Here is a 26843-nt window from a genome sequence, read left to right on the forward strand (position 1 = left end):
AAGGAAGCCCTTGGGCCATGCCGATTTCTCTCCCTCTCCAGGCCCCTGCCCTGAAGCGCCCCTGCCCACGGGAGGCCGCCCATGGTTGATGCTCTCATTGCCCAGGCCCTGGACCCCCACCGGTCCGTGGTGGTGGAAGCCTGCGCCGGGAGCGGCAAAACCTGGCTCCTGGCTTCCCGCATCCTGCGCCTGCTCCTGGAAGGGACGGCCCCCGGGGACATTCTGGCCATTACCTTCACCCGCAAGGCCGCCCGGGAAATCGAAGAACGGGTCATGGGCTGGCTGGGCCAGCTGGCCGCCATGGAAGATAGGGAAGCCGCGGCCTTCCTGGAAGAGCGGGCCATGGACGCCACGCCGGCCCGGCTGCGGGCGGCTCGGGGCCTTTACGAGCGGGTGGCGGACGCCCAGCCCGGCCTCTCCGTGCATACCTTCCACGGCTGGTTTCTCCAGCTGGTGGGGGCCGCCCCCCTGACCAGCGGCCTGGCCGGGACTTCCTTGGTGGATTCGGGCAAACGCCTGCTGGATGAGCTGTGGCAGGGCTTTGCCGGGGACTTGCAGCAGGCCCCCGAAAGCCCCCCCGCCCAGGCCTTTGTCGCCCTGCTTCGGGAACTGGGGCTGGAAAGCCTGAAACATCTGGTTTTCCAGGTGGTGGCCCGGCGCGGGGAATGGCTGGCCTACGGCACGGGGGCGGCGAGCAGTCTGGACCGGGCCCTTACTGATCTGGGCCATTTTCTCGGCGCCGGGGCGCCGGGTCAGGCCTTGGCCGGCTTTTTCAAGCCCGGCTGGGACCTGGAATTCCAGGCCTACCTGGGGCTTTTGGAACAGAACGACACGGCCACGGACAAGGGCCTGGCCGCTACCCTGGCCCAAGCCCTAGCCCGGGGGGAAGCCCTGACCCAGGCCGGGGAACCAGTGATGGTGGGGGAGGAGGAGGGGAGCGAGGCCGGTGAGGTCGGTGAAAACGCCTCCTGGCTGGCCTGCTTCCAGGCTTTACGAGGGGTGCTCCTGACCCAGAGCGGCACGGTGCGGGCCCGTAAGTCCAGCAAGGCCCTGGATAAGCGCCTCGGAGCCGGGGGGGCGGCGCGCTTTCTCAGCCTCCACGCCCAGCTGGCGGAGGCCCTGCTGGGGGCGGAGGAGGGGCGGCTGGCGGAGCGCATTCTGGCCTTTAACCGCCGGGGCCTGACCCTGGCCCAGGCCTTTCTGGATAAGCTGGAAGCCCACAAGGGGAGCCGCCGTCTCATCGACTTTACGGACGCGGAATGGCAGGTGCTGCGCCTCCTGCGGGACGATAGCCAGGCTGCCTTTCTCCTCGCCCGCCTGGATTCCCGCTACCGGCACATTCTTCTGGACGAATTCCAGGACACCAATCCCCTCCAGTGGCAGATTCTCCTGGCCTGGCTGGACGCCTACGGCCCCGGGGAAACGGCCCCCACCCTGTTCCTGGTGGGGGACCCGAAACAGTCCATCTACCGCTTTCGCCAGGCCGAACCCCGGCTTTTTTCCCGAGCCAAGGATTTCTTGCTGGAGCGTTTCCAGGCGGTCTTCCTGGCCCAGGACCGGACCCGGCGCAATGCTCCGGCCCTGATCCGGGTGGTGAATGCCCTGTTTGGCCCGGAGGAATTGTTCCAGCCCTTCCGGAACCAGGAATCCCTGGCCCTGGGGCTGCCTGGCCGGGTGGAATTGCTGCCCCTATGTGCCGGGGAAGAAGGGGAACCCGAGGCCCCCACGGCCCTGCGGGACCCCCTCACCGAGCCGGAGGCGGAGGCGGTGGATCCCCGTCGGGCCCGGGAAGGGGCGGCCCTGGCGGCCCGGCTCCAGGCCATGGTGGGCCACTGGCAGGTGGTGGACGGAACGGGCCAGCGGGCGGCCCGCTATGGGGACGTGATGCTTCTGGTGCGTAAGCGTACCCAGCTGGCGGAATACGAGCGGGCCCTGCGGGCCGCGGGCATTCCCTATCTGGCGGCTTCCCGGGGGGGCCTGCTGCACACCCTGGAAGCCCGGGACATGGGCGCCCTGCTGGAATTTCTGGTGCTCCCCGCCGCCGACCTGAAGCTGGCCCATGTGCTGCGCACCCCCTTGTTCGCCTGCACCGACCCGGATCTGCTGGCTCTGGCCCACCAACCCGAGCCCACCTGGTGGGAAGGGCTCCAGGGCCTGGTGGCCCGGGGCCAAGCCTCCCCCCGGCTGGCCCGGGCCGCCCGGCTCCTGGGCCAGTGGCTGGAAGGGGCGGACCGGTTGCCGGCCCACGATCTGCTGGACCGCATTTACCACCAGGGGGAAGCCCTGGCCCGTTACCGGGAAGCGGTGGCCCCCGCCGTCTGGCCCGGGGTGGAAGCCAATCTCCAGGCCCTGCTCCAGCTGGCCCTGGATCTGGACGGGGGGCGCTACCCCAGCCTGCCCCGGTTTATCGACGAGCTGGCGGAGTTGCGTCAGGCGGACCCGGACGAAGCCCCGGACGAGGGGCTGGTGGAAGGGGAAGACGATGGCCAGGGCCGGGTGCGCATTCTCACCATCCACGCCGCCAAGGGCCTGGAAGCTCCCATTGTCTGGCTCCTGGACGCCAATGCCCCGGGCAACGGTCGCCAGGATGCCTACGAGGTGCTCACCGAATGGCCTCCGGAGGCGGATCGGCCCACCCATTTTTCCCTCTACGGGCGCAAGGAAGAGCGGGGCCGGGCCCGGGAGCCCTTGTTTGAGACGGAGGCGAATCTGGCGGCCCGGGAAGAGCTGAATCTGCTCTACGTGGCCCTGACCCGGGCCAAGCAGGTCTTTGTGGCCAGCGGCAGCGAAAACAGCCGGGCCGTGGCGTCCCCCCCGCCCTATCAGCGCCTGTCCCAGGCCCTGGCTACCCTGGGGGTGGAAGGGGGGGGCGAGGGCCAGGTCTACGGGGAGGAACTGCCCTGCACCCAGGACGGGGACGAGGTCAGTGTCCCCGCTGCGGTTTCTCCGGAAGCCGGGGCGGAGGCGGCTCCCCTGGGCCTGCGCCGGGAAGCGCCGGAAGGGGGCGCCCTGTTCGGCGTGCTGCTCCACGCCATCCTGGAACAGCGTACCGGGGGCATTACCCCGGCCCCGGGCTGGTGGCGGGCCCTGGGGGCGGAAGACGGGGAGGCCCGGGCGGCGGAAAAAGCCGCCCAGACCCTGTTGCAGCGGCCCGAACTGGCTCCCTTCCTTTTCCCTGGGCCGGAGGTGCGGGCCTGGAACGAGGCGGAGGTGGTGGATGGGGAAGGCCAGGTGCGCCGGGTGGACCGGCTCCTGGAAACCCCCACCCAGGTGTGGGTGGTGGATTACAAAAGCTCGTCCCCCGAGACGCCCCGGCTGGCGGAATACCAGCAGCAGGTGGGGGAATACTGCGCCCTCCTGGCCCCCGTGTTTGCCCCCAAGCCGGTCAAGGGCTGGCTCCTGTTTGCCGCCGGGGCCCTGGTGCCCGTGGTCTAGGCGGGCCAGGGCTATTCCCCCAAACCCGGGTGGGAGGCGCGCCTCGTGCCGGGCGGAGCTGGCGCCTTGGACTTAGCGGCCGCCTTGGCGGTCTCGCCCGAAAATCATGACGCGCCACAAAGGGCCCCCTGGGCCGGTTCTAGGGGGGTTAGGGAAAACACTTATTTCCAAACCCTTTCCCTGGGGGGAGGGATGCTCTAACATCCCCTCCATTATTTCAGCCACATTGTCCCGGTCGGACCGTTTGCCATCGGCCCCGGGAAAGAAGGGAATACATCATGCAAGTGCGGGAAATTCTGCGCATTAAGGGCAAGGTGCTCTTCACCACCACGCCGGACCACTGTCTGGCCGATGCCGTGGCCGCCATGGCGGAAAACGACGTGGGTTCCCTGGCGGTGATGGGTGAAGGCAAGATGCAGGGCCTGCTCACCTTCCGGGAAGTGCTGAAAGCGGTGGATGAAAGCAAGGGCAATATTGCCGCCATGCGGGTGGAAGAGGTGATGATGCGTAACCCCATGACCGCCCATCCCAGCATGGAAACCAACGAGGTCCGCCGTCTGCTGCTGGCCAACCACCAGCGCTATGTGCCGGTCATGGACGGCACCACCCTGATGGGGGTTCTGTCCCTCATGGATGTGGCCAAATCCGTGCTGGAAGACCAGACCTTTGAAAATGAGATGCTGAAGACCTATATCAAGCATTGGCCGGCGGAAGAACGGGTGGGCTAAGTCCCCGACTTGCCCGCCCCGGGCCGCCACTAGCAGCCCCGCCCCCCAAAACCCGCTTCTTCGGAAGCGGGTTTTTTATTGCTCGGCGTTGGAGGAGCTGGGGCAATGGAGGGGAAGGGCGAGGGGGCAGAGCGGAGCGTTCTCCGGGCTCAGGGGAGCGCCGGGCCCTGTTGCCAAAAAAGAATGAAGAGGCGCGGGCGATGGATGGGGACATGCCTCCGGGTGAGGCGCGCCAGGGGGGGCGGGCAAAGGGCCGATAAGGCGGCCACCAGCCACCGGCAAAGGCAAAGAAGCCTGAAAACATGCCGGGTAGGGGGTGTTTTTCCGGGCTGGGCCAGGTGGGGAAAAAAGTTGGGAGGTGGCCCTTCCGCCCATGGATTTATCCCGATACAATGAATTTAAACGATCGTTTGAATCGTAAATATCATATCCATGGCTGCACCCTTGGAGGAGACCTTCGATGGACAAAATCTGGCTGCAAAGCTATCCCCCCGGCGTGCCGCCGGAAGTTGATCTGCATGAGTTTTCCTCCCTGGGCCAGCTCTTTGAGCGCAGCTGTCAGCGCTTCCGGGAGCGCACCGCCTATATCAGCATGGGGGTGGGCCTCACCTACGGGGAGCTGGATCGGCAGGCTCGGGCGTTCGGGGCCTACTTGCAGCAATGCCTGAAACTGGCGCCCGGGGCCCGGATCGCCCTGATGATGCCCAACCTGCTCCAGTATCCCATCTGCCTGTTTGGCGCCCTGCGGGCTGGTTATACGGTGGTGAATTGCAATCCCCTCTATACCCATCGGGAGCTGGAACACCAGTTGGGGGATGGGGAAGTGTCCGCCATCGTCATTGTGGAAAACTTTGCCCATACCCTGGAGCAGGCCCTGCCCCGGCTGCCTACCCTGAAGCAGGTGATTGTCACGGGAATTGGGGACCGGCTGGGTTTCCCCAAGGGGCCGGTGGTGAATTTCGTCCTTCGCCACGGCAAAAAAATGGTGCCGCCCTGGACCATCCCGGGGGCCCGGTCCCTGAATGGGGTGCTGGCGGAAGGCCGCCGTCACGTGCTGCAGGGGGTCAAAGTCACCCAGGAGGATGTGGCCTTTCTCCAATACACGGGGGGCACCACCGGCGTGGCCAAGGGGGCCATGCTTACCCATGGCAATGTGATCGCCAATCTGCAACAGGCCCATGCCTGGATCGCCCCCTTTCTCCACGAGGGGGAGGAGATTATTGTCACCGCCTTGCCCCTCTACCACATCTTCGCCCTCACCGCGAACTGCCTCACTTTCTTGAAAATTGGCGCCACCAATCTGCTCATCGCCAATCCCCGGGATATTCCGGGCATGGTCAAGGAACTGGGAAAATACCGCTTCACCACCATTACGGGGGTGAATACCCTGTTCAATGCCCTGCTCAATCATCCGGATTTTGCCCAGCTGGATTTTTCCCGCCTCCATGTAACCCTGGGAGGCGGTATGGCGGTACAGAAGGCGGTGGCCCTGCGCTGGAAGGAAGTGACCGGGCGGCCCCTGATCGAGGCCTACGGACTGACCGAAACTTCCCCGGCGGTGACCATTAATCCCCTCAATCTGACGGACTACAACGGGGCCATCGGCCTGCCCATCAGTTCCACGGAGGTGGCCATTCGGGATGACCGGGGCTTTGATCAACCCTCCGGGGTTTCCGGGGAAATCTGTGTGCGGGGGCCCCAGGTGATGAAAGGCTATTGGCGCCGCCCCGATGAGACCGCCGGGGTCTTTTACCCGGACGGCTTTCTCCGGACCGGGGACGTGGGAGTCATGGACGACCAGGGTTTTGTACGCATCGTGGACCGGAAGAAGGACATGATCCTGGTTTCCGGCTTCAACGTGTATCCCAACGAGGTGGAAGGGGTGGTGGCCATGCTCCCCGGGGTGCTGGAAGTGGCGGCGGTGGGGGTGCCGGATGATCGCACAGGGGAAGCGGTGATGCTCTTCATCGTGCCCAAGGGCCCGGGTCTGACCCGGGAGGCGGTGTTGGCCCATTGCCGGGAAAATCTCACCGCCTACAAGGTGCCTCGCCGGGTGGAGTTCCGCCAGGAACTGCCCCGGACCAATGTGGGCAAAATTCTGCGCCGGGCCCTCAAAGAAGAGGCCCTGGCCGCCTGCCACCAGACTCCAGCGAGGGAAGGAAAGCAGGCGGCCGCCTAGGGGACGGGAAAGGGGCGTTCCTTTCCCCCGGGGGCGGCAAATCGGGCCAGCCCCCAGGGTCTGGCATCCCTTTTGCGTTGAGCTCCGGGACTTTATGAGGAGTTCCGGGTGTTATCCAGCCTGTCCCCGTTCGATTATTCGCCGACCGCCGCCTATCGCAGCTTGGCCTCCCTGGGCCAGGGGGGCGGGGCTGTGGCTGCCCAGGCCCAGGGGGACGGGGCGAAGGCGGCGGCTACGGCGGCCCTGGACAGCGCCGCCACCCCGGTTTCCAGCCAGACCACCAGCCTCCTGACCGACCCTACCGGGGCCGGGGGCGGTAGCGCCTGGGTGCAGGCGGCAACGGCGGAATTTGCCGAAACCCTCGGCAACTATTTCCGCAGTTCCGGCCTGTCGGACGTGGGGGAACCCATGCTGGCGGTCACCTCCTCCGGGGAAGTCCGGGTCATCAACGCCCATCCCAGCGCCCAGGCCATCCAGGCCCTGTTCCAGGCCCATCCCGAATTGAAGCAGCAGTTGGAAGCCATTGGGGTGGCCGCCGGTCAGTCCGCCAATCTGGTGCGCTCCGGCTTTGTCTCCTACGGGGAGGCCAACGCCCGGGGGACCGCCAGCGCTCCGGCCGGGGCCTATCAGCAGGCCAGCCAGGGGGGCGGGGAAAGCGTGAATTTCTGTCTGGTGCTCACTCCCACCGGGCCGGAAATGCTTTTCCCCGGTTCGGTCCGGGCCATGGCCTAAGGGTCTCCGATCCCGGGCATGGACTGCCTGATTTTTAGGCGGGGTAAGCTAAGTCCTCACCATAAATAGGGTTTATTCCCTTCCTCACCGGACTTCCACAGACTTATCCACAGAAATTGTGGATGAAAGCTTGCCCAAGTCTCCGGGGCTGTCCATAATCGTTCCCTTAGCCCCAACGTCTTTTCCCTGGTGGGGAGGCCGGTAAAAGGCGCTGTTTCCGATCTAGATCGGAAAGCGCCGCTAGCCTCACTCCCGGGCCGGATGAAGGGCCTAGGTGTAAACCCGAATATTGTTTTTACAGAAATTGCTTTAAATTTTCTCCATGCCTCTCTCCTACGCCCTTTCCGGTCAGAACATTGCCACCGCCTCCCTCGGGAAGGCGGTCGTAGTCGTTTCCGTCGTCGGCGTATCCGTAGTCCGTGTAGTCGTAGCGGCCTTACGGCGGAGTTTCCGGAGAGACTAGGACCCACAGCATTCCCCCCGAAAACCCCCGCCGGAGCGGCCAGCCCGGCGGGGGTTTTTGTTTTTGGACCCGCCAGGCCCCCGGAGCACACTGAAGGAGCTGTAGTGATGAAACTCAACGATATCCCCCCCACAGCCACCGCCTCCCTGGCGGCGGATTCCGTCCCGGCGGGCGGCGAAACCCTGTCCGGAGCCCAAATCCTGGTGCGTCTCCTGGAGCGCCAGGGCATTCAGGTGGTGGCCGGCATTCCCGGCGGGGCCATCCTGCCGGTCTACGACGCCCTGTCCCATTCCACCCAGATTCGCCATGTGCTCGCCCGCCATGAGCAGGGGGCGGGCTTTATCGCCCAGGGCATGGCCCGGGTGACTGGCCTGCCCCAGGTGTGCATGGCTTCCTCCGGGCCCGGGGCCACCAATCTGCTTACCGCCATTGCGGATGCCCGGCTGGATTCCATTCCCCTGGTGGCCATCACGGGCCAAGTGTCCCAGGCCATGATCGGCACCGACGCCTTCCAGGAGGTGGATACCTACGGCCTTTCCGTGCCCATTACCAAGCACAATTTCCTGGTCAATTCGGTGGCGGAACTGCTCACGGTGATTCCCCAGGCCTTCCGCATCGCCGCTTCCGGTCGGCCCGGCCCCGTGCTCATCGACGTGCCCAAGAACGTGCAGACCCAGACCCTGACCGTGGCAGCCTGGCCCGAGCCGGGCCGGGCCACCCCCCGGGCCAAGAATGGCGCCACGGAAGGCCTGGAGCTGGATCGCCGGTTGCAGGAGGCCGCCGCCCTGATTAATGGGGCGGAGCGGCCCGTGCTCTACCTGGGGGGCGGGGTGATCCACGCCGGGGCTGCCGATCTGGCCCTATCCCTCATGGAAAAGGCCTCCCTGCCCACGGTGATGACCCTCATGGCCCTGGGCGCCGTGCCCACGGACCATCCCCTGTCTCTGGGCATGCTGGGCATGCACGGGGCCCGCTACACCAATCTGGCCCTTCAGGAATGCGACCTGCTCATCGCCGTGGGGGCCCGCTTCGATGACCGGGCCACGGGTAAGGTGGCGGAATTCTGCCCCGGGGCCCGGGTTATCCACATCGACATCGACCCCTCCGAGCTGGCCAAGCTCAAGGCCGTGGAGGTGGGGATTGTGGGTGATGTGGGGGATGTGCTGAAGGCCCTCACGCCCCGGGTGGAAAGCCATTTGCGCAAACGCTGGCTGACCCATCTGGCCGGGCTCAAGGCCCGCTATCCCCTGGCCATGCCCGGCCGGGAAAATCCCCGCACCCATTACGGTCTGATCCAGGCCGTGGCGGACCGGCTGGATGAAATCGCTCCCCAGGGCGCCATCATTACCACGGACGTGGGCCAGCATCAGATGTGGGTGGCCCAGGCCTTTCCCCTGCGCCATCCCCGGCGCTGGCTCACCTCCGGTGGCCTGGGCACCATGGGCTTCGGCCTGCCCGCTGCCATTGGCGCCGCCCTGGCGGCCCCGGATAAGCCTGTGGTGTGCTTCAGTGGCGACGGCAGCATTCTCATGAATGTGCAGGAGCTGGCCACGGCGGCGGAGTTGGGGGTGAATGTAAAGGTGGTGCTGCTCAACAACGGGGCCCTGGGCCTGGTCCAGCAACAGCAGCAACTGTTCTACGGCCAGCGGGTGTTTGCCTCCCAGTTCCAGGGCCAGCCCCAGTTTCTGCGCCTGGCGGAAGCCTTCGGCCTGCGGGCGGTGGATCTGGACGGGGCGGCGGATCCCCGGGCGGCGCTTCACGATGCCCTGGCCACCCCGGGCCCCTGCTTAATCCACGTGGCCATTGACCCCCAGGAAAACGTTTTCCCCATGGTGCCTCCCGGCGCCGCCAATTCGGAGATGATCGGATGAGTAGCCTAATGAATCAGCCCCACGCCGTGCTGGCCGTGGATGTGAATAACCACCCGGGGGTCATGTCCCACGTGGTGGGCCTCTTTTCCCGCCGCGCCTACAACGTGGAAGGCATTTTCTGTATGCCCGTGGGGGATGGGGCCACCAGCCGCATCTGGCTTCTGGTGGGGGAAAACGAGCCCCTGGAGCAGATGATCCGCCAGGTGGAAAAGCTGGAAGATGTGCTCACCGTCACCCGCCACCCGGGGGACCACCCGGTGTTCGCCCGGCAGGAGGAGTTTTTTTTGGTCCAGGCTAATTAAGGTGGGTTTTCCCCAAAAATTTTGAAAATATATTGAGTGACCTATCACATTTTTCCTATGTCATAAATGAATTAATTGTCATAGACTCGGGCCGGTTCAAAAATAGCGAACCGGCCTTAGCATGACCTCCCTCAGCGACCTGCTTCCCAGTTATGGAAGCGCCTTTCGTCAGACCCATCGTTTAATCACCCTCTCGGTTTCCGGTTTAGAAGCAGAAAAGCTTTTGCCCCTGGAGGTGAGTGGCACGGAAAGCCTGGAAACCGACTACCGGATTCAGGTGACCTGCCTGTCGCCGGACACCCAGATGGAACTCAAGCAGCTGGTAGGGCGGGCGGCCCAAGTGTCGGTACTGCTGCCTGAGGGTTCCTACCAGCCCCGGTCCGGCTTAATCAGCCAGGTGGGACAGGTTGGCAGTGACGGGGGATTTGCCCGATACCAACTGGTTATCGAGTCCGGCTTCAGCCTGCTGACCCATCGGACCAACAGCCGTATCTTCCAGGACCAGAGTGTTCCGGAAATTCTGGATACGGTGCTAGGCGAACATCGGGCCCAGGGTGGTCCCTGGGCCACGGCTTTCCATTGGCAGAACCGGCTCACTAAAACCTATCCCCCCCGCTCCTACTGTCTCCAATACCAGGAATCCGACTACACCTTTCTGCGTCGTCTCCTGGCCGAAGAGGGCATTGCCACCCGCTACGAATTTCAAGGGGAAGAAGCGGACAGTCCTGCCCATACCCTGGTTCTCTTTGACGATCCCTACGACGCCCCCGCTGCCGGGCAGCAAGCCATTCGCTATCACCGGGACGACGCCACGGAGGAAGATGACACGCTCACCACCTGGGATGGCGTCCGTCGGGTACGCAGCAGCCAAAGCACCCTGGCCACCTACGACTACAAGCCCGTGGCCCCCCTGCAAGGGGAATCAGGTACCCGGATCGACCAGGGAGAAATGGGCAACGCCCTGGAAAGCCAGCTCACGGCCTATACCCCCCTGACCCACTACTACGGCAGCGACACCGACGATCTCTCCCGCTACACCCAGCTCCGTCAAGACCGGCTGGACCGTGAGGCTAAGGACTACGAAGGGGCAGGAAACGCCCGGGGCATGGCCGCTGGCACCTGGTTCCAGCTGGAAGACCACCCTCGTCATGAAGGGCAGGATGCAGACAGTCGGCGCTTTCTCGTCAGAAGCCTGGACTGGCAGGCCCAGAACAACCTCCCCACTGACCTGAAACAAGGCCTGGCCCAGTTGCTGGGCCAGGCCAAAGCAGCATCGCCAGAGGGGCAAGCCCCCTACCGCGTTCGTTTTCACGCCGTCCGCCGGGACACCCCGGTTCTTCCCGGCTTTGCTTCGGCGATCAAACCCACGGCCCCCGGACTACAAAGCGCCACGGTGGTGGGCCCGGCAGGAGAAGAAATCCATACGGACGACCTGGGACGCATCAAAGTGCAATTTCATTGGGCCCGGAACCAGGACCATCCCAATGGCGGAGCCGCCCTGGATGACCGGTCCAGCTGCTGGATTCGGATCTCCACCCCCTGGGCGGGGTCCCAATGGGGCAACCAGTTTCTGCCCCGGGTGGGCCAGGAAGTGCTGGTGGACTTCCTGGAAGGCGACATTGACCGGCCCATCGTCACCGGCGCCGTCTACAACGGACGCCACCGCCCCCCCGACTACTCCGGGCTAGGCTCACTACCCGCCAATCGGACCCTGGCGGGGATTAAGACAAAAGAATACAAAGGGGGCGGTTACAACGAACTGCTCTTTGACGATAGCACGGGACAAATCCGGGCCAAGCTTTCCAGCGAACACGGCAAAACCCAGCTGAACCAGGGCTACCTGATCCACCCCCGTAGCGAAGGCAAGGGGGATCCCCGGGGCGAGGGGTTTGAACTCAGAACAGATAACGCTGGAGCCCTTCGGGCCGCTCAGGGCCTGCTGCTGTCCGCCGATGCCAGAATAAGTGCAAAAGGCAAACAGCTGGATCGTCAGGAACTCATTGGCCTAATGAAATTGCTGGAGAGCGTACAGCAGAATCTCTCCAAACTATCCGCCCAGCATTCTGCCGAAGACACCGATACGGCAAAACTAACGGAAACCCGGGAAAACCTGGAAAACTGGGAAATGGGCAGTAATACCCAACCCAAAGGGGATGCAGCCAAAGGCGGGCGTCCTCTTGTCGCCATTACCGCTCCGGCCGGTATTGCCCTGGCCAGTGCGGATAACCTGACATTAGGTGCCAACAGCCATCTGGATATCGCCAGTGTCAAAAACACCCAACTTTCCGTCGGGCGGAAATTCCTGGTACGGGCCGCAGAACAGATCAGCCTGTTTGTCCACGACCTGGGTATGAAGCTTTTTGCCGCCAAAGGAAAGATCGAAATCCAAACCCATGGCGACAGTATCGAAGTCACCTCGGCCAAAAAGATCATCCTTACCGCCCAGGAAGAAATTGTCATTCAAGCCCCCAAAGTCACCTGGATTGCCGACGGTGCAAAATTTGACATGGGAGGAGGCGCCATTACCGGCCAATGCAGTGGCCCTTACACCCAAAAGGCGGCAACCCATGCCCTGACGGGGCCCGGAGGAGGCTCCCCGGACAAGCCCCACCTGCCTACTAGTGAGCTCAAGTCTGATGAACGCTTCATCGTCCACTACCGTGGCAGCAACGATCCGGTGAAAGACCGCCGCTACGAAATAAAACTGGATAACGGCAAAGTCATTCAAGGCAAAACCGATGCCCAAGGCCGTACCTCTTTGCTCAAAGAAGAGCAAATGCGTATTGCCCAAATTACTTTATTTAAAGACTGATGTTTCCCATGGCTGACGAAAACAATACCCCCGAACCTGTGCGTCCTCTGGCGATAACGCAAGACAAAGACGGCAATACCAAAGCGACTTCCAACACCTCCCCCGAAGGTTTCAAAGTCCGGGGCATGATTCATCTGTGGCCAAAAATTGTCATCCCCGTCATTTTTGTTCCTGGGGTCATGGGGACTAATTTGAAGGTCAAAGACGATACAGCTAAAGCCTGGGTTGCCCCTACCGGCACCTTCAGTAAGCTAGGCGCTTTGTGGAAATACAAGGGGCAAGATGCCGCTACGCGCCAGAAAATTCTGAACCCCAATACGACCGAAGTAGACCCGGGTGGCAGCATTAACGTGTGGCCTCAAAACGCGGGACTAATGCATGCTCCAGGGAAAGGAAAAACTCCGAAGGAGGTGGCCCACTGGCGGGGGTGGGGGGAAGTACACGAAGAAAGCTACCGCAGTATTCTCAACGAGCTGGAACAACAATTAGGAAACATGCTGCATGAGGGGGAGCCGACCCAGTATTGGCGAGACTATGTGCTCCACCCCAGTGCCAGCGAATTCGGGGCACGAAAGCCATGGCAGCCCCTAACGGAGGAAGAAATAAAGAAAGCAGCAAAAGCTGCCTATCCGGTGCATGCCTGCGGCTATAACTGGCTCCAATCCAATCGGGATTCGGGGCAACATCTCAAGGCCCGCATTCAGGAGATCATCGACTATTACCAGGGGCAGGGGCACCTCTGCGATAAGGTCATTCTGGTGACTCATTCCATGGGAGGCCTAGCCTCCCGTGCCTGCGTCAAGATGGCGGGAGGCGAGGACCTGATCCTAGGCATTCTGCATGGCGTAATGCCAGCGATTGGCGCTCCAGCGGCCTATAAGCGCATGCGTGCTGGGTTTGAGGGGGCGGAGAGCGTCATTCTGGGGCGCAATGCTGCTGAAGCTGCCGCCGTATTAGGCAACGCTCCGGCAGGCCTTGAGCTACTGCCTACCGCTGAATACTTCACCAAGATAGAGGAAAAGCAACGCCCGTGGCTGCGGGCTACCGGCAAGAGTCAGGACACCCTCCTGGGCGTAGGAGATCCCTATGAGACGATTTATCGGGATCAGGACCCTCAACACTGGTGGCGAATGATTAAGGTCGAATTGCTTAATCCACTGGGAAGAGAGAAGAAAGAAAGTGGTTATAAAAAAACGTCGCTGCCGATAAAAAACCCAAGAATTGATGAGGGAGAAGGAGATTTTGAATCTTTTTCTGAATTATTAAATATCGCTAAAGATTTTCACCAGGAGCTCAAAGGGGCTTACCACAAAAAAACATTTAGTTTTTATGCGGCGGATGCGGACTGCAAATCCTGGAACGAAGTCCAATGGCTCACGAAAGATGCCACCGAGGCTCTCCCCGAAGGAGAAATTATTGCGGATGACCTAGTCGGTAATATTACTGTCCAACTTCCTAATGGTCCGGCAAAATTCAAAATTCAATCGCCGAAAGGGCGGGGGGATGGCACGGTTCCAGAAGAATCGGGAGAGGCCCCGTTGGAAGCCTCCATTCAATGTTTTAGGCATGAAGGCACCGCCAAGGGACACATCAGCTACGAACATCAGTATTGTTACAACAACAACCTAACCAAAGGGGTTGCGCTGTATTCCATTGTGAAACTGGCAATTGCTTCGCCTATTTTTGAAAAAGAATAATATGCGCCTACTAGCTAATTATGTTCTTCTGATCTTTGTATCCTTTTTGATGACATGGGATTTTGCAATGGCACAACAAAACGAGAAAAATAAAACTTGGTGTATCGGGCGGTTTATGGTGACATTGCCTGCCAACGCAGAAATAAAGATGGAACGGGATTCTTATTTCTTTTATACCGTTGAGTCAAAAAAGTCGTCACGTCCGGAATTTAACTCTTTTGTTAACGGGCGAGAGGAGACTCTGCGTAAGGAACGACATAAATCCGGAACGCCATTATTGCAAAAAACAATTCCGGTGGGAAGTGATGGGAGATTGCTAACGTTTTGGGGAAATCGTTCTGCGAGTAGATTGGTTAATATTGAAGGCTATCGGTACCTAAACGGTAGGCAATTTTCTATTTCTGACAGATTCTCAATATCTAAAGAACAAATAGCACTCACATCGACAAAAGCCACGCTTTTGTCAATACGATCTCGTGACCGTTCTGAAATTCCCAGTGCCCCCGGTTTTTGTATCGATTATGGTTTTATCCCGGATGAAGGTTATAACAACGAAGAACTCAACGTGTCGTTTGTTTTTAAAGGCCAGCCTGACATGCATCTTCATATTGATACGTTAATCAAGGAGCCGGGGCCGACCCTGTTGGAGCGTACCAAGGATGTTTTATCCTCCCTAGGGTCACTGGCGGGATATATTCATACCGTCCGTTCTGGAAAAAGAGCCTTGGGCCCCCTGGTGGGCGAAGAATCGTTGGTTAAAGTGCCGACCGAGGGCGGTAACACAGGCCATCAATTCACCTGGGAAACCCAGGGAGAAGATCGATCTGACTACCCCTTTATTTCCATCGTATTTGAAACAGCGTTAAAGGGCGATAGTCTCGATGGCCGCCCCTCCAGTTTGAATGACAAGCAAGCCCTAGAACTCTGGGATTCTATCTTGTCCAGCTTCCGTCTCCGTCCTACGACAAAACCTTAGCCCAGAAGGATTTCGGCTTGCCACGCCTTCTAATCAATGGCTAGGGGATTTGTAGTGCGGAAGGCGTGGCCCCCCCTTAACAGGGAGAGAAATAACGAAAGCAGACAAAGTCGATTATCTGGTTTCGGCCTGTGGCTATAACTGGTTGCAATCCAATTGCTCACGGAGGAAATGCTTTAAAGCGGACATTGAAAAAATACGCCTATCGTCATGAACTAAGGGGCTATTTGCATTTTATTTAATTTTTTAGGAGGGAGTATGCGCTCGTTTGTTTTTAAAAAAAATTTCAATTTTGGTGGGTTCGCTGTATTGCTTTGTTTGTTCCTGTCGTTATCCGCCTGCGTTGAGGTTGTCCCGAAGAAGGTTACCGAAGTGATTACGGTATCCGACGATGGAAAAATTGACGTCACGTATAAAGGCAGTTTCGGTGATTTATACGACATAGCGATGGTGCTAAATGCATCAAAATTTGAAGATGGGGACGAAGAGCGGCCACCCCGGAGTATGCTGGAGTCCCAGATACTGGAAAAATTCAAGGGTCAGTCTGGTGTAAAAGAAATTCATAAAGAGGGGCCGAGTTCATATTATATTGAATATTTTGAGTCGGGTTCGCTGAATGAGGATGATACTTTTCCCAAGTTGCTACAAAAAAGTCGCAAATAAATGATCGGATGCCTGGGCTTGTTGGTGTGGAGGAATGGGGGGGAAGATATGTAATACAGCCCTTAATTTCATCGAAGGATTTTAAAGATATTTTTTCTAAGAATGATTCAGAGCCGTTGGCAAAAGAAATTAATAAAATTATTTCAAAGGTCGATGGTGAGGTTGTGGTTAAAATAAACCATCAATATGTTTTAGAGAGTAATGCTAGCGCAATATCGAAAGATAAGGATGGACGGTCAGTTTACAGATGGAAATTCAACGCAAAAAGCTATCCGAATATGAAAATGATATTTTCTTTTAGCCCCTCGGGTGCAAAGGAGGGAGAAGAGGGAGAGGCCAAGGAAGGGGCTGATTGCGTAAAACTGTTTGGAAAAAAATGCAAGTGCGGTCCTTTTCGAATGGCATATCCTAGTGGGGAAGTACAAAAAAATATGCCTTACGTATTGTCTGCCGGAGAAAATCGCTATGAGGGCTGCACCGATGAAAATGGGGATACGATGAGTGTGGATTTGGATAAGGTAGGGAAATGCTCTTTGGGGTTTGCGGCTAAAGATAAGTCTTGCGCGAAGAAATAAACCACAAGTATTAGGGTAGTTTTAAAGCCGGAGCCAGTAAGGGGCTCCGGCTTTTTATACGAGATTTACTGCAAAGCCTTGCCCACCACTTCCCGCACATCCGCTGACAGCCCGGCCTGGGTCAGGATGTCCCGGAGGGCGGCCTGGGCGTGGGCCTGGTGGGCTGGGTCGAACTTTTTCCAGCGATCAAAGCAGCGGGCCAGGCGGGAGGCGACCTGGGGATTTTTCGGGTCCAGGCGGCAGATCCATGCGGCGATAAAGCGGTAGCCGCTGCCGTCGGCGGCGTGGAAATGCCGGTGGTTGGCGCCAAAGCTACGGATCAGGGCGTAAATTTTGTTGGGATTGGCGGCGTCGAAGGCCGGGTGGGCGGTGAGGGCCCGTACCCGCTCCAGAACGTCGGGTTGGCGGCTGGTGGCCTGGACGGAGAGCCATTTGTCCATGACCAGGGCTTCGTCCTTCCAGCGTTCCCGGAACTGGGCCAGGGCCGTTTCCCCCAAGGCCCGGGCGGCGGGGGCCAGGGCATTGACCAGGACGGCCAGGGCGGCGAACTGGTCGGTCATGTTGTCGGCCCCGTCGAACTGGGCCTTGGCCAGTTCCCCGTAGCGGGGATCGTCCAGTTCATTGAGGTAGGCCAGACAGCAATTTTTCAGGGCGCGGCGGGCCATGGCCGGGCTGTCGATGGTGTAGGCCTTGCCGTCATGGAGGGCCCGGTAGCGGGCCAGCAGCTCACTCTCCAGGTTTTCCGCCAGGAAGCGGCGCAGGCCGTTGCGGGCGGCGTGGAGGGCTTCCGGCTGGACCTGGCCCATGGCTTCCGCCAGGGTGGCCTCCGTGGGCAGGGTCAGGGCTTCGGTGATAAAGGCCGGGTCCGCGTCCGGGGCGGTGAGCACGGCCCGGGCGGCGGCCGCCACGCTCTCTGGCCACTGGGGCGCTACGCCCTGGGTGATGTGCCGGATGGCGTCCAGAATCAGGTGGCCGTAGAGGCGTTGCCCCGCTTCCCAGCGATTGAAGGGATCGCTGTCGTGGGCCAGCAAATGGGTGAGCTGGGCGTCGCTGTATTCCGCCTCCAGAATCACCGGGGCGGAGAAATTGCGCAGCAGGGAGGGCACCGGGGCCGCCGGAATGGCTTCGAAGACGAAGCTCTGTTCCAGGGCGGAAAGTTCCAGCACCCGGGTGGTGGCGCCGCCCCCCAGGTCCATGTCCTGGCCGTCCGGGCCCACCAGGCCCAGGGCCACGGGCATCAGGTAGGGCTGGCCGCCTTCCGGGGGCAGCTGGCGCAGGGTCAGGGTGTAGCGCTGGGCGGCCCCATCATACTGGCCCCGGGCCTGGAGCCGGGGAGTGCCGGCTTGGTGATACCAGGTCATGAAGGGGGCGAAATCGTAGCCGTTGGCGTCTGCCATGGCAGCGACAAAATCCTCGCAGGTCACGGCCTGGCCGTCGTGGCGCTGGAAGTAGAGGTCCAAGCCCTTGCGGAAGCCGTCTCGGCCCACCAGGGTCTGGATCATGCGGATCACTTCCGCGCCTTTTTCATAGACCGTGGCGGTGTAAAAGTTGTTGATTTCCTCATAGACCCGGGGCCGGATGGGGTGGGCCATGGGGCCCGCGTCTTCCGGGTACTGGGCCGCCCGCAGGCCCCGCACTTCCCGGATGCGGGCCACCGTGGGATTGTGCCGGTCAAAGCCGAATTCCTGATCCCGGAAGACGGTCAGGCCTTCCTTCAGGGTGAGCTGGAACCAGTCCCGGCAGGTGACCCGGTCCCCGGTCCAGTTGTGGCAATACTCGTGGGTGACGACCCGGTCGATATTTTCAAAATCCCCGTCCGTGGCCACGTCCGGCCGGGCCAGCACGTATTTGGTGTTGAAAATGTTGAGGCCCTTGTTTTCCATGGCCCCCATGTTGAAATCCCCCACGGCCACGATCATGTAGTGGTCCAGGTCACATTCCAGGCCGAAGCGTTCCTCGTCCCAGGCCATGGCTTTTTTCAGGGCGGCCATGGCGTGGTCGCACTGGTCTAGCTTGCCCGGTTCCACGAACACGGCCAGCTGCACTTCCCGGCCAGAGGCGGTGGTGTACCGGTCCCGTAGCACCTCCAGGTGGGCCGCCACCATGGCGAACAGGTAGCTGGGCTTTTTGAAGGGGTCTTCCCAGGTGGCGAAATGGCGACCGCCGTCTTCCTCGCCCCGGGTCACCGGATTACCGTTGGCGAGCAGTTCCGGATAGGTGGCTTTGTCCCCGTGCAGGGTCACGGTGTAGCGGGCCATCACATCGGGCCGGTCCTGGAACCAGGTGATGCGGCGGAAGCCCTGGGCTTCGCATTGGGTGAAATAGCCGTTCTTGCTGCGGTAAAAGCCGGAAAGCTGGGTGTTCTGGTCCGGCTGGATGCGCACCCGGGTTTCCAGGGTGAATTGGTCCGGCAGGCCGGAAAGGGTCAGGCTTTCCCCGTCCAGTTGGTAATCCTGCTGGGCGAGCAGGCGACCGTCCAGCACCACGGCCAGGGTTTCCAGGTCCTCCCCGTCCAACACCAGGGGGAGGCCCGGGGCGGCCGCCGGATTGCGGCGGCAGGTCTGGGTGGTGGTGACCAGGGTGCCTTCGGGACGGATATCCACGTCCATGGTGACCGTGTCCACCAGGAAGGGGGGCGGGGTGTAATCCTTGAGATAAATGGGGGTAGGGGTTTCAGTACGCATCATGGCTTCTTTTCTGTGAATTCAATTAATTCAATGCAGGGGGCGGCCCTGGGGCCGGGGCCCAGGCCGGACCGGCAGGGTTCGGCTAGTCCAGGGAGGCTGGCCACCCCCGGCGTTGGGGGGGCGCGGCAGATTCCCGTGGGAACGGGCCGGTACGGCGTCTAGATTTATCCCAAGCCGGAGCGTTTGCCAAGCCGCTGCCCCCAATTCTCTGGGGATGGGACCGGCTTTAGACCTCGGAGTTCGCCCCTGGGAAGGGCCAACGGGGGAGCGCGGGGAGGGCAGGGGCGCCGTCGGGGCAGGGGGAAGGCCGGGCCATGGCCTCAGGAAAGCGCGGAAGGATTGGTTTCGACTGCCTGTCCGGGCGTTTGCCAGGGCCTTTAGCGTCGCCCGCCCTTGGCGCCCCCTTTGTCCCAGCCATAGCGCACTACCCGCTGCCAGCGGTTGTCCCCCTGCAAGCGGGGATTTTGCCAAGCCGGGGTCGGAAAGTCGGACCGGCGGCGGGGCGAAGTGGGGGAGGGGGGCTTGGCTTTCATGGGGGGGCGCTGTGTTAAACTTCAAGGCCATTTTAGCCTCCCCTTCCCCCCATGTCTGGCAATACCATCGGCACCCTGTTTACCGTCACCTCCTTCGGCGAATCCCACGGCCCGGCCATCGGCTGCGTGGTGGATGGCTGCCCTCCCGGGCTGGCCCTGTGTGAAGCGGATATTCAGGCGGAGCTGGACCGGCGCAAGCCGGGCACGTCCCGCCATGTGACCCAGCGCCGGGAGCCGGACACGGTGGAAATTCTTTCCGGGGTGTTCGAAGGCAAGACCACGGGAACCCCCATCGGCCTTCTGATCCGTAACCAGGATCAGCGCAGCAAGGATTACGGCAATATCGCCACCACCTTCCGGCCCGGCCATGCGGACTACGGCTATACCCAGAAATACGGCTTTCGGGATTACCGGGGCGGCGGTCGTTCCTCCGCCCGGGAAACGGCGGTGCGGGTGGCGGCCGGGGCCATTGCCAAAAAATGGCTGAAGGAACGTTACGGGGTCACGGTGCGGGGCTGGATGTCGGCTCTAGGGCCGATCCAGATTCCCTTCACGGACCCGGCCCAGATCGATCAGAATGCTTTTTTTGCCCCTGATGCGGCCATTCTGCCCGAGCTGGAAGCCTACATGGACCAGCTGCGCAAGGCCCTGGATTCGGTGGGGGCCCAGATTACGGTGACCGCCACCGGGGTGCCCCCGGGCTGGGGAGAACCGGTCTATGACCGGCTGGACGCGGAAATCGCCTACGCCATGATGGGCATCAATGCGGTGAAGGGGGTGGAAATCGGTGCCGGTTTCGCCGCCGTGGCCCAGAAGGGCAGCGAACATGGGGACGAATTGACGCCCCAGGGTTTTCTCTCCAATAACGCGGGGGGGGTGTTGGGGGGCATTTCCACGGGCCAGGACATTGTGGTGAATATGGCCATCAAGCCCACTTCCTCCATCGCCCAGCCCCGCCGCTCCATCAATCTCCAAGGGGAGCCGGTGGAAGTGGCGACCCAGGGCCGTCACGACCCCTGCGTGGGCATTCGGGCCACCCCGGTGGCGGAAGCCATGCTGGCCCTGGTGCTCATGGACCACGCCCTGCGCCACCGGGCCCAGTGCGGCGACGTGGTGAGCCCCACCCCGGTGATTCCGGGCCGGGTTTAAGGGGGCGAGCCCCGGTCGCCGTCGGGCCGGGGGTTTAGCGTTGCGCCACGGGGCTGGGGCGGGAACGCCCCTTCCCTTAGCCGTTGCCGTTCTGCCTTGTGGGCTTTGCCCTTTTTGCCCCGATTCTTTGCCTCGAGTCCGTCTTGCCTGCCTCCCTGTACTGGCGCCTGTCCGGCTACTACTTCTGCCACTTTGCCTTCATCGGCGTCTTTTCCCCCTATTTCAGTCTGTACCTGAAATCCCTTTCCCTGTCGGCCTGGGATATTGGCTTGGTGGCGGGGCAGATGCAGCTCATGCGCATGTTCGCCCCGGCGTTCTGGGGCTGGCTGGCGGACCGTCAGGCCCGGCGTATTTCCCTGGTGCGTCTGGCCGCCGGGGTCAGTGTGCTGGCGGTCACCGGCCTTTACTACGCTCGGACTCCCTGGCCCCTGCTGGGGGCCGTGGGCCTGCTCTCCTTCTTTTGGGCCGCCTCCCTGCCCCTCATGGAAACCCTGGTGTTCAACCACCTGGGGGCCCATCCCCAGGGCTATAGCCGGATTCGCCTGTGGGGTTCGGTGGGCTTTATCGTCACCGTTCTGGGGGTGGGAGCCTGGCTCGACCACGCCGGTCCCTGGGTGGTGCCCACGGCCTTTCTGGTGCTGATGAGTGGGGTGTTCCTCTTTTCCCTGGTGGTGCCGGAAGGCCGGGGAATGGTGCGCAAGGGGACGGCGGTCTCCCTCAAGGCGGTGCTGGCCCAGCCCCGGGTGCGGGCTCTGCTGGGGGCGGCCTTCTGCATGTCGGCGGCCCACGGGGCCTATTACGTCTTTTATTCCATTCACCTCACCGAACACGGCTATAGCAAGACCCTGGTGGGCCTGCTGTGGTCCCTGGGGGTGGTGGTGGAAATTGGTGTTTTCTATTTTCTGCACCGCCTGCTCAAGCGCTTCAGTCTGCGTTTTTTGCTGCTGCTGGCCTTTGCTGCGGCGGTGCTGCGCTTTGTTGCCATCGGTTGGGGCGCCGGCTGGCTGGTGGTGCTGCTCCTGGCCCAGACCTGCCACGGCCTGACCTTCGGGGCCCATCACGGGGTTTCCATCAGCGCCATCAACCGCTGGTTTCCCGGTCAGTGCCAGGCCCGGGGCCAGGCCCTTTATTCGGCCCTGTCCTTCGGTGCCGGTGGGCTACTGGGCAGCGTGGTAAGCGGCTGGACCTGGACGGCCTGGGGGCCGGCCTGGACCTTTAGCTTAAGTGCCCTGTTTGCCCTGCTGGGCTGGGCCCTGGTGGCCCTTTGGGTCCGGGATGGGGAAGGAGAAGGGGCCCGCTGAAACCCGGGCTAGACCTGGGGGAAATGGGGCGGAAAATGCCTAGGGATTTCCCTAGCTGGAGGGGGTTTTGGCCGGGGAAATCGGCAGATGCTAGGACTTTTGCTATAACATTACGGGTTTTACTGGTTCATTCCAACGAAAAGTACTCAAAATGCCCCAAACCCTCTACGACAAGCTCTGGCAGAGTCATGTGGTCCATCAGGAAGCGGATGGAACCGCGCTGATTTACATCGACCGTCATCTGGTCCACGAAGTCACCAGTCCCCAGGCCTTTGAAGGTCTGAAGCTGGCCGGGCGCAAGCCGTGGCGGGTTTCCTCCATTGTCGCCACGGCCGACCACAACACCCCGACCAACCATTGGGATCTGGGCATTCAGGACCCGGTTTCCCGGCAACAGGTGGAAACCCTGGACCATAACATTCGGGAAGCGGGCGCCCTGGCCTACTGGCCCTTCAAGGACCCCCGGCAAGGCATCGTCCACGTGGTGGGCCCGGAAAATGGCGCCACCCTGCCCGGCATGACCGTGGTTTGCGGTGACTCCCATACCTCCACCCACGGCGCCTTCGCCTGTATGGCCCACGGCATCGGTACCTCCGAAGTGGAACATGTGCTGGCCACCCAATGTCTGATTCAGAAGAAATCCAAGGCCATGCAGGTTCGGGTGGAAGGCCGCCTGGGCAAGGGCGTTACCGCCAAGGACGTGGCCCTGGCCATTATCGGCAAAATCGGCACAGCCGGCGGCACGGGCTATGCCATTGAATTCGCCGGTTCCGCCATTCGGGGCCTGTCCATGGAAGGGCGTATGACCCTTTGCAACATGGCCATCGAAGGGGGCGCCCGCATGGGGTTTGTGGCGGTGGATGACACCACCATCGAATACCTGAAGGATCGCCCCTTCGCTCCCAAGGGCGAAATCTGGGACAAGGCGGTGGCCCACTGGCGCACCCTGAAGTCCGACGACGGCGCCAGCTTTGACCGGGTGGTGGATCTGCGGGCGGAAGACATTACCCCCCAGGTGACCTGGGGAACGTCACCGGAAATGGTGGTGGGCATCGGCGCCAATGTGCCCGATCCGGCCAAGGAAACCGATCCGGTGAAGCGGGAAGGCATGGAGCGGGCCCTGCAATACATGGGCCTCACCCCCAATCTGCCCATGCAGAGCATTAAGATCGACAAGGTCTTCATCGGCTCCTGCACCAATTCCCGCATTGAGGATCTGCGTCAGGCCGCCGCCGTGGTGCGGGGCCGTCGCAAGGCGGACAACGTGAAACTGGCCCTGGTGGTGCCGGGTTCCGGTCTGGTCAAGCGTCAGGCGGAAGCGGAAGGCCTGGATAAGATTTTTGTCGCCGCTGGTTTTGAATGGCGGGAACCGGGCTGTTCCATGTGCCTGGCCATGAATGCGGACAAGCTGGAACCGGGGGAACGCTGCGCGTCCACCTCCAACCGTAATTTCGAGGGCCGCCAAGGCCCGGGCGGACGCACCCATCTGGTGAGCCCGGCCATGGCGGCGGCGGCGGGCATTGCCGGCCATTTTGCCGATGTGCGGGATATTCTTTGAGCCGAGGAGCCTGGCGTATGAAAACTTTGACCCTCTTGCTGGTGACCCTTTCCTTTTTCCTGGCCGGTTGCAACACGGTGCACGGCCTGGGCCAGGACATCGAAAAGGGCGGTGAAGCAATTCAAAAGGCGACCAAGTGATGCAAGCATTTACCAAGCTGGACGGGCTGGTGGCGCCCCTGGACCGCAACAACGTGGATACGGATGCGATCATCCCCAAGCAGTTCCTCAAGTCCATCAAGCGTTCCGGCTTCGGCCCCAACGCCTTTGACGAATGGCGCTACATGGACCATGGGGAACCGGGCATGGACAATTCCAAGCGCCCCCTGAACCCCAATTTCGTCCTTAATCAGGCCCGCTACCAGGGCGCTTCCGTGCTCCTGACCCGGGCCAACTTCGGCTGCGGCTCTTCCCGGGAACACGCCCCCTGGGCCCTGCTGGACTACGGCTTCCGGGTCATCCTGGCCGAGTCCTACGCGGACATTTTCTTCAACAACTGCTTCAAGAACGGCATTCTGCCCATCGTCCTGCCAAAAGCGGAAATCGACGCCCTGTTCGGTCTCACCGAATACACCCCGGGCTTCAAAGTGACGGTGGACCTGGCCCAGCAAAAGGTGATCCGCCCCGACGGCCATGCCATTCCCTTCCAGGTGGACCCCTTCCGCAAGGAATGTCTGTTGAACGGCTGGGACGACATTGGCCTGACCCTGCGTCACGCCGACGAAATCAAAGCCTTCGAGGAACGTCGCCGGGTCGAACAGCCCTGGCTGTTCGCCTGATCGTCCATAACCGCCGGGACCGGCCTGTCGCCCCTGGGGCGGGGCCGGTTTTCGGCTTTTAGGTGGTGAGAAAAGATGAGCAAAAAAATCTGTGTGTTGCCCGGTGACGGCATCGGTCCTGAAATTATGGCGGAAGCCGTGCGGGTGTTGCAGGCCCTGGATCTGGGCTTTGAAATGGAAGAAGCTCTGCTGGGCGGCGCCGCCGTGGATGCCACGGGTAAGCCTTTCCCGGAAGCCACGGAAAAGCTGGCCAAGGAAGCGGATGCGGTGCTGCTGGCCGCCGTGGGTGGTCCCAAGTGGGACAGCCTGCCCCGGGAACAGCGTCCGGAACGGGGCCTCTTGGGCATCCGCAAGGGCCTGGGCCTGTTCGCTAACCTGCGTCCCGCCATCCTTTACCCGGAACTGGCCAATGCCTCCACCCTGAAGCCGGAAGTGGTGGCCGGGCTGGACATCCTGATCGTCCGGGAACTCACCGGGGACATCTATTTCGGCCAGCCCCGGGGCATCGAAATGCGGGACGGGGAACGGTTCGGCTTCAACACCATGCACTACAGCGAATCGGAAATCCGCCGCATCGGCAAGGTGGCTTTTGAAGCCGCCCAGAAGCGCAATAAGCGGCTCTGCTCCGTGGATAAGATGAATGTGCTGGAAACCACCCAGCTGTGGCGGGATGTGATGAATGAACTGGCGCCCCAGTACCCGGACGTCCAGCTTACCCACATGCTGGTGGATAACGCCGCCATGCAGTTGGTGCGGGCCCCCAAGCAATTTGACGTGGTGGTCACGGGCAACATGTTCGGCGACATTCTTTCCGACGAAGCCTCCATGCTCACCGGTTCCATCGGCATGTTGCCCTCCGCCTCCCTGGACGCCAACAACAAGGGCCTCTACGAACCCTCCCACGGTTCCGCTCCGGATATCGCCGGCAAGGGCATCGCCAATCCCCTGGCCATGATTCTGTCTGCCGCCATGATGCTGCGTTACACCTTCAATCTGGAAGAAGCCGCCAGCAAGGTGGAAGGGGCGGTGAAGCAGGTGCTGGCCCAGGGTTATCGCACCGGCGACCTGTACGAAGCCGGGACCCGGAAAGTGGGCACCCGGGAAATGGGTGACGCGGTGCTGGCCGCCCTGTAAGCTCTCCCTCTCGGTCGGGCGCGCCGTCCTTGGGGCGGGGCGTTCGGAGCGCCTTTGACGTCCGGGGATCCGGGTCTTAATTTTTCGGTTTTTCGAGGTTGAACATGAAGCGAGTCGGTCTGGTAGGTTGGCGTGGCATGGTGGGTTCCGTGCTGATGCAACGCATGGTGGAAGAAGGAGACTTCGCCGCCATCGAACCGGTCTATTTCTCCACGTCCAACGCCGGTGGCAAGGCGCCGGCCTTCGGCGGCAAAGAAGCCGCCCTGCCCTTGCAGGACGCCAAGTCCATCGAAGCCCTGAAGGCCATGGACATTATCGTCACCTGCCAAGGGGGCGATTACACCAAGGAAATTTTCCCCCAACTGCGGGCGGCGGGCTGGCAAGGTCACTGGATCGATGCCGCTTCCACCCTGCGCATGGCGGAAGATGCGGTGATTGTGCTGGACCCGGTGAATAAGTCGGTGATCCTGGACGCCCTGGCCAAGGGCGGCAAGAACTGGATCGGCGGCAACTGCACCGTGTCCCTCATGCTCATGGGCCTGGGCGGCCTCTTCCAGCACGGGCTGGTGGAGTGGGTGTCAGCCATGACCTATCAGGCCGCCTCCGGTGCCGGAGCCCAGAATATGCGGGAACTGATTGCCCAGATGGGCTACATCCATGCCGCCGTGGCGGATCAGCTGGCCGATCCGGCTGCCGCCATTCTGGACATTGACCGCAAGGTGGCCGCCGCCATCCGTTCCGACGCTCTGCCCAAGAAAAATTTCCGCAACACCCCCCTGGCGGGCAGCCTGATCCCCTGGATCGACGTGCCGGTGGCGGAGGGGCAGTCCAAGGAAGAATGGAAGGGGGGGGCGGAATGCAACAAGATTCTCGGCAATCCGGCCTTCCGTACCCCGGGCAGCATTCCCATCGACGGTCTGTGCGTGCGCATCAGCTCCATGCGCTGCCACTCCCAGGGCCTGACCATCAAGCTCAAAAAGGATGTGCCCCTGGATGAAGTGTCCCAGATCATCGCCGGGGCCAACCAGTGGGTGAAGGTGGTACCCAACGAACGGGAAATCACCGAGCGGGAGCTGACCCCCGCCGCCGTAACCGGAACCCTGTCCGTACCCGTGGGCCGTCTGCACAAGATGGCCATGGGGCCGGACTATTTGGCTGCTTTCACCGTGGGCGACCAGCTGCTGTGGGGGGCCGCCGAGCCCCTGCGCCGCATGCTGGGTATTTTGCTGACGGCCTGAGCAGGTCTATGTTGTATGGCATAAAACAAACC

Annotated in this window: 20 protein-coding genes; 18 read left to right on the plus strand and 2 right to left on the minus strand. The window is 61.6% G+C overall.

What is annotated here, in order from left to right; translation table 11 throughout:
- Positions 1–81: 81 nt before the first annotated feature.
- From Azoinq_RS11765 to Azoinq_RS11815, 11 genes are all read left to right on the plus strand, one after another.
- Positions 82–3435, plus strand: a complete 3354-nt coding sequence (locus tag Azoinq_RS11765) for a UvrD-helicase domain-containing protein (RefSeq protein ID WP_216128858.1) — start codon at positions 82–84, stop codon at positions 3433–3435.
- Positions 3436–3713: 278 nt separating this feature from the next.
- Positions 3714–4163, plus strand: a complete 450-nt coding sequence (locus Azoinq_RS11770) for a CBS domain-containing protein (protein ID WP_216128855.1) — start codon at positions 3714–3716, stop codon at positions 4161–4163.
- Positions 4164–4623: 460 nt separating this feature from the next.
- On the plus strand, positions 4624–6342 hold the full coding sequence (locus Azoinq_RS11775; RefSeq protein ID WP_216128853.1) for an AMP-binding protein: 1719 nt from the start codon (positions 4624–4626) through the stop codon (positions 6340–6342).
- A gap of 108 nt (positions 6343–6450) precedes the next feature.
- The gene (locus Azoinq_RS11780) at positions 6451–7074 is read left to right on the plus strand and encodes a hypothetical protein (protein WP_216128852.1); all 624 of its coding nucleotides are present in this window, start codon (positions 6451–6453) and stop codon (positions 7072–7074) included.
- A 570-nt stretch (positions 7075–7644) separates the two neighbouring features.
- Complete coding sequence (gene ilvB, locus Azoinq_RS11785) at positions 7645–9408, plus strand: acetolactate synthase large subunit (protein ID WP_216128850.1); 1764 nt, start codon at positions 7645–7647, stop codon at positions 9406–9408.
- The gene (ilvN, locus tag Azoinq_RS11790) at positions 9405–9710 is read left to right on the plus strand and encodes an acetolactate synthase small subunit (RefSeq protein ID WP_216128848.1); all 306 of its coding nucleotides are present in this window, start codon (positions 9405–9407) and stop codon (positions 9708–9710) included. The genes ilvB and ilvN overlap by 4 nt, the downstream gene beginning before the upstream one ends.
- Before the next feature lie 121 nt (positions 9711–9831).
- Positions 9832–12522 (plus strand): type VI secretion system Vgr family protein, encoded by a 2691-nt coding sequence (locus tag Azoinq_RS11795; protein WP_216128846.1) that lies wholly within the window; start codon positions 9832–9834, stop codon positions 12520–12522.
- An 8-nt stretch (positions 12523–12530) separates the two neighbouring features.
- Entirely contained in the window at positions 12531–14219 is a 1689-nt protein-coding gene (locus Azoinq_RS11800; RefSeq protein WP_216128844.1) for an esterase/lipase family protein, read from the plus strand.
- Between the two features lies 1 nt (position 14220).
- Positions 14221–15195, plus strand: coding sequence for a T6SS immunity protein Tli4 family protein (locus Azoinq_RS11805; protein WP_216128842.1), 975 nt, complete (start codon positions 14221–14223; stop codon positions 15193–15195).
- A gap of 258 nt (positions 15196–15453) precedes the next feature.
- The gene (locus tag Azoinq_RS11810; RefSeq protein WP_216128841.1) at positions 15454–15858 is read left to right on the plus strand and encodes a hypothetical protein; all 405 of its coding nucleotides are present in this window, start codon (positions 15454–15456) and stop codon (positions 15856–15858) included.
- 8 nt (positions 15859–15866) lie between these two features.
- Positions 15867–16433 (plus strand): hypothetical protein, encoded by a 567-nt coding sequence (locus Azoinq_RS11815; RefSeq protein WP_216128839.1) that lies wholly within the window; start codon positions 15867–15869, stop codon positions 16431–16433.
- A 65-nt stretch (positions 16434–16498) separates the two neighbouring features.
- On the opposite strand, the gene pepN is transcribed toward Azoinq_RS11815, so the two are convergent.
- Positions 16499–19120, minus strand: coding sequence for an aminopeptidase N (gene pepN / locus Azoinq_RS11820; RefSeq protein ID WP_332460828.1), 2622 nt, complete (start codon positions 19118–19120; stop codon positions 16499–16501).
- 377 nt (positions 19121–19497) lie between these two features.
- Positions 19498–19653, minus strand: a complete 156-nt coding sequence (locus tag Azoinq_RS11825) for a hypothetical protein (protein ID WP_216128837.1) — start codon at positions 19651–19653, stop codon at positions 19498–19500.
- 51 nt (positions 19654–19704) lie between these two features.
- On the opposite strand from Azoinq_RS11825, the gene aroC reads away from it, so the two are divergent.
- The 7 genes from aroC to asd all read left to right on the plus strand — a co-directional run bounded on the left by aroC (position 19705) and on the right by asd (position 26811).
- Positions 19705–20802 (plus strand): chorismate synthase, encoded by a 1098-nt coding sequence (gene aroC, locus Azoinq_RS11830; RefSeq protein ID WP_216128834.1) that lies wholly within the window; start codon positions 19705–19707, stop codon positions 20800–20802.
- 143 nt (positions 20803–20945) lie between these two features.
- On the plus strand, positions 20946–22103 hold the full coding sequence (locus tag Azoinq_RS11835) for an MFS transporter (protein WP_216128832.1): 1158 nt from the start codon (positions 20946–20948) through the stop codon (positions 22101–22103).
- Positions 22104–22254: 151 nt separating this feature from the next.
- Positions 22255–23661, plus strand: a complete 1407-nt coding sequence (gene leuC / locus Azoinq_RS11840; protein WP_216128830.1) for a 3-isopropylmalate dehydratase large subunit — start codon at positions 22255–22257, stop codon at positions 23659–23661.
- A 17-nt stretch (positions 23662–23678) separates the two neighbouring features.
- Positions 23679–23801, plus strand: coding sequence for an entericidin A/B family lipoprotein (locus tag Azoinq_RS11845; protein WP_216128828.1), 123 nt, complete (start codon positions 23679–23681; stop codon positions 23799–23801).
- A complete protein-coding gene (gene leuD / locus Azoinq_RS11850) occupies positions 23801–24439 on the plus strand; it encodes a 3-isopropylmalate dehydratase small subunit (RefSeq protein WP_216128826.1) in 639 nt (212 codons plus the stop codon). Before Azoinq_RS11845 ends, leuD begins: the two co-directional genes overlap by 1 nt.
- Before the next feature lie 75 nt (positions 24440–24514).
- Positions 24515–25573, plus strand: coding sequence for a 3-isopropylmalate dehydrogenase (gene leuB / locus Azoinq_RS11855; RefSeq protein WP_216128824.1), 1059 nt, complete (start codon positions 24515–24517; stop codon positions 25571–25573).
- 104 nt (positions 25574–25677) lie between these two features.
- Positions 25678–26811 (plus strand): aspartate-semialdehyde dehydrogenase, encoded by a 1134-nt coding sequence (gene asd / locus Azoinq_RS11860; protein ID WP_216128822.1) that lies wholly within the window; start codon positions 25678–25680, stop codon positions 26809–26811.
- Positions 26812–26843 lie beyond the last annotated feature (32 nt).

Origin of the sequence: Azospira inquinata (assembly GCF_018905915.1) — a bacterium.
Classification (GTDB): domain Bacteria; phylum Pseudomonadota; class Gammaproteobacteria; order Burkholderiales; family Rhodocyclaceae; genus Azospira; species Azospira inquinata.

Bases quoted from the DNA above. Each gene is read 5' to 3' on its own strand.
- Azoinq_RS11765 (WP_216128858.1), top strand. From the start codon at position 82: ATGGTTGATGCTCTCATTGCCCAGGCCCTGGACCCCCACCGGTCCGTG.
- Azoinq_RS11770 (WP_216128855.1), top strand. From the start codon at position 3,714: ATGCAAGTGCGGGAAATTCTGCGCATTAAGGGCAAGGTGCTCTTCACC.
- Azoinq_RS11775 (WP_216128853.1), top strand. From the start codon at position 4,624: ATGGACAAAATCTGGCTGCAAAGCTATCCCCCCGGCGTGCCGCCGGAA.
- ilvB (WP_216128850.1), top strand. From the start codon at position 7,645: ATGAAACTCAACGATATCCCCCCCACAGCCACCGCCTCCCTGGCGGCG.
- ilvN (WP_216128848.1), top strand. From the start codon at position 9,405: ATGAGTAGCCTAATGAATCAGCCCCACGCCGTGCTGGCCGTGGATGTG.
- Azoinq_RS11795 (WP_216128846.1), top strand. From the start codon at position 9,832: ATGACCTCCCTCAGCGACCTGCTTCCCAGTTATGGAAGCGCCTTTCGT.
- Azoinq_RS11800 (WP_216128844.1), top strand. From the start codon at position 12,531: ATGGCTGACGAAAACAATACCCCCGAACCTGTGCGTCCTCTGGCGATA.
- Azoinq_RS11805 (WP_216128842.1), top strand. From the start codon at position 14,221: ATGCGCCTACTAGCTAATTATGTTCTTCTGATCTTTGTATCCTTTTTG.
- Azoinq_RS11810 (WP_216128841.1), top strand. From the start codon at position 15,454: ATGCGCTCGTTTGTTTTTAAAAAAAATTTCAATTTTGGTGGGTTCGCT.
- Azoinq_RS11815 (WP_216128839.1), top strand. From the start codon at position 15,867: ATGCCTGGGCTTGTTGGTGTGGAGGAATGGGGGGGAAGATATGTAATA.
- pepN (WP_332460828.1), bottom strand. From the start codon at position 19,120: ATGATGCGTACTGAAACCCCTACCCCCATTTATCTCAAGGATTACACC.
- Azoinq_RS11825 (WP_216128837.1), bottom strand. From the start codon at position 19,653: ATGAAAGCCAAGCCCCCCTCCCCCACTTCGCCCCGCCGCCGGTCCGAC.
- aroC (WP_216128834.1), top strand. From the start codon at position 19,705: ATGTCTGGCAATACCATCGGCACCCTGTTTACCGTCACCTCCTTCGGC.
- leuC (WP_216128830.1), top strand. From the start codon at position 22,255: ATGCCCCAAACCCTCTACGACAAGCTCTGGCAGAGTCATGTGGTCCAT.
- Azoinq_RS11845 (WP_216128828.1), top strand. From the start codon at position 23,679: ATGAAAACTTTGACCCTCTTGCTGGTGACCCTTTCCTTTTTCCTGGCC.
- leuD (WP_216128826.1), top strand. From the start codon at position 23,801: ATGCAAGCATTTACCAAGCTGGACGGGCTGGTGGCGCCCCTGGACCGC.
- leuB (WP_216128824.1), top strand. From the start codon at position 24,515: ATGAGCAAAAAAATCTGTGTGTTGCCCGGTGACGGCATCGGTCCTGAA.
- asd (WP_216128822.1), top strand. From the start codon at position 25,678: ATGAAGCGAGTCGGTCTGGTAGGTTGGCGTGGCATGGTGGGTTCCGTG.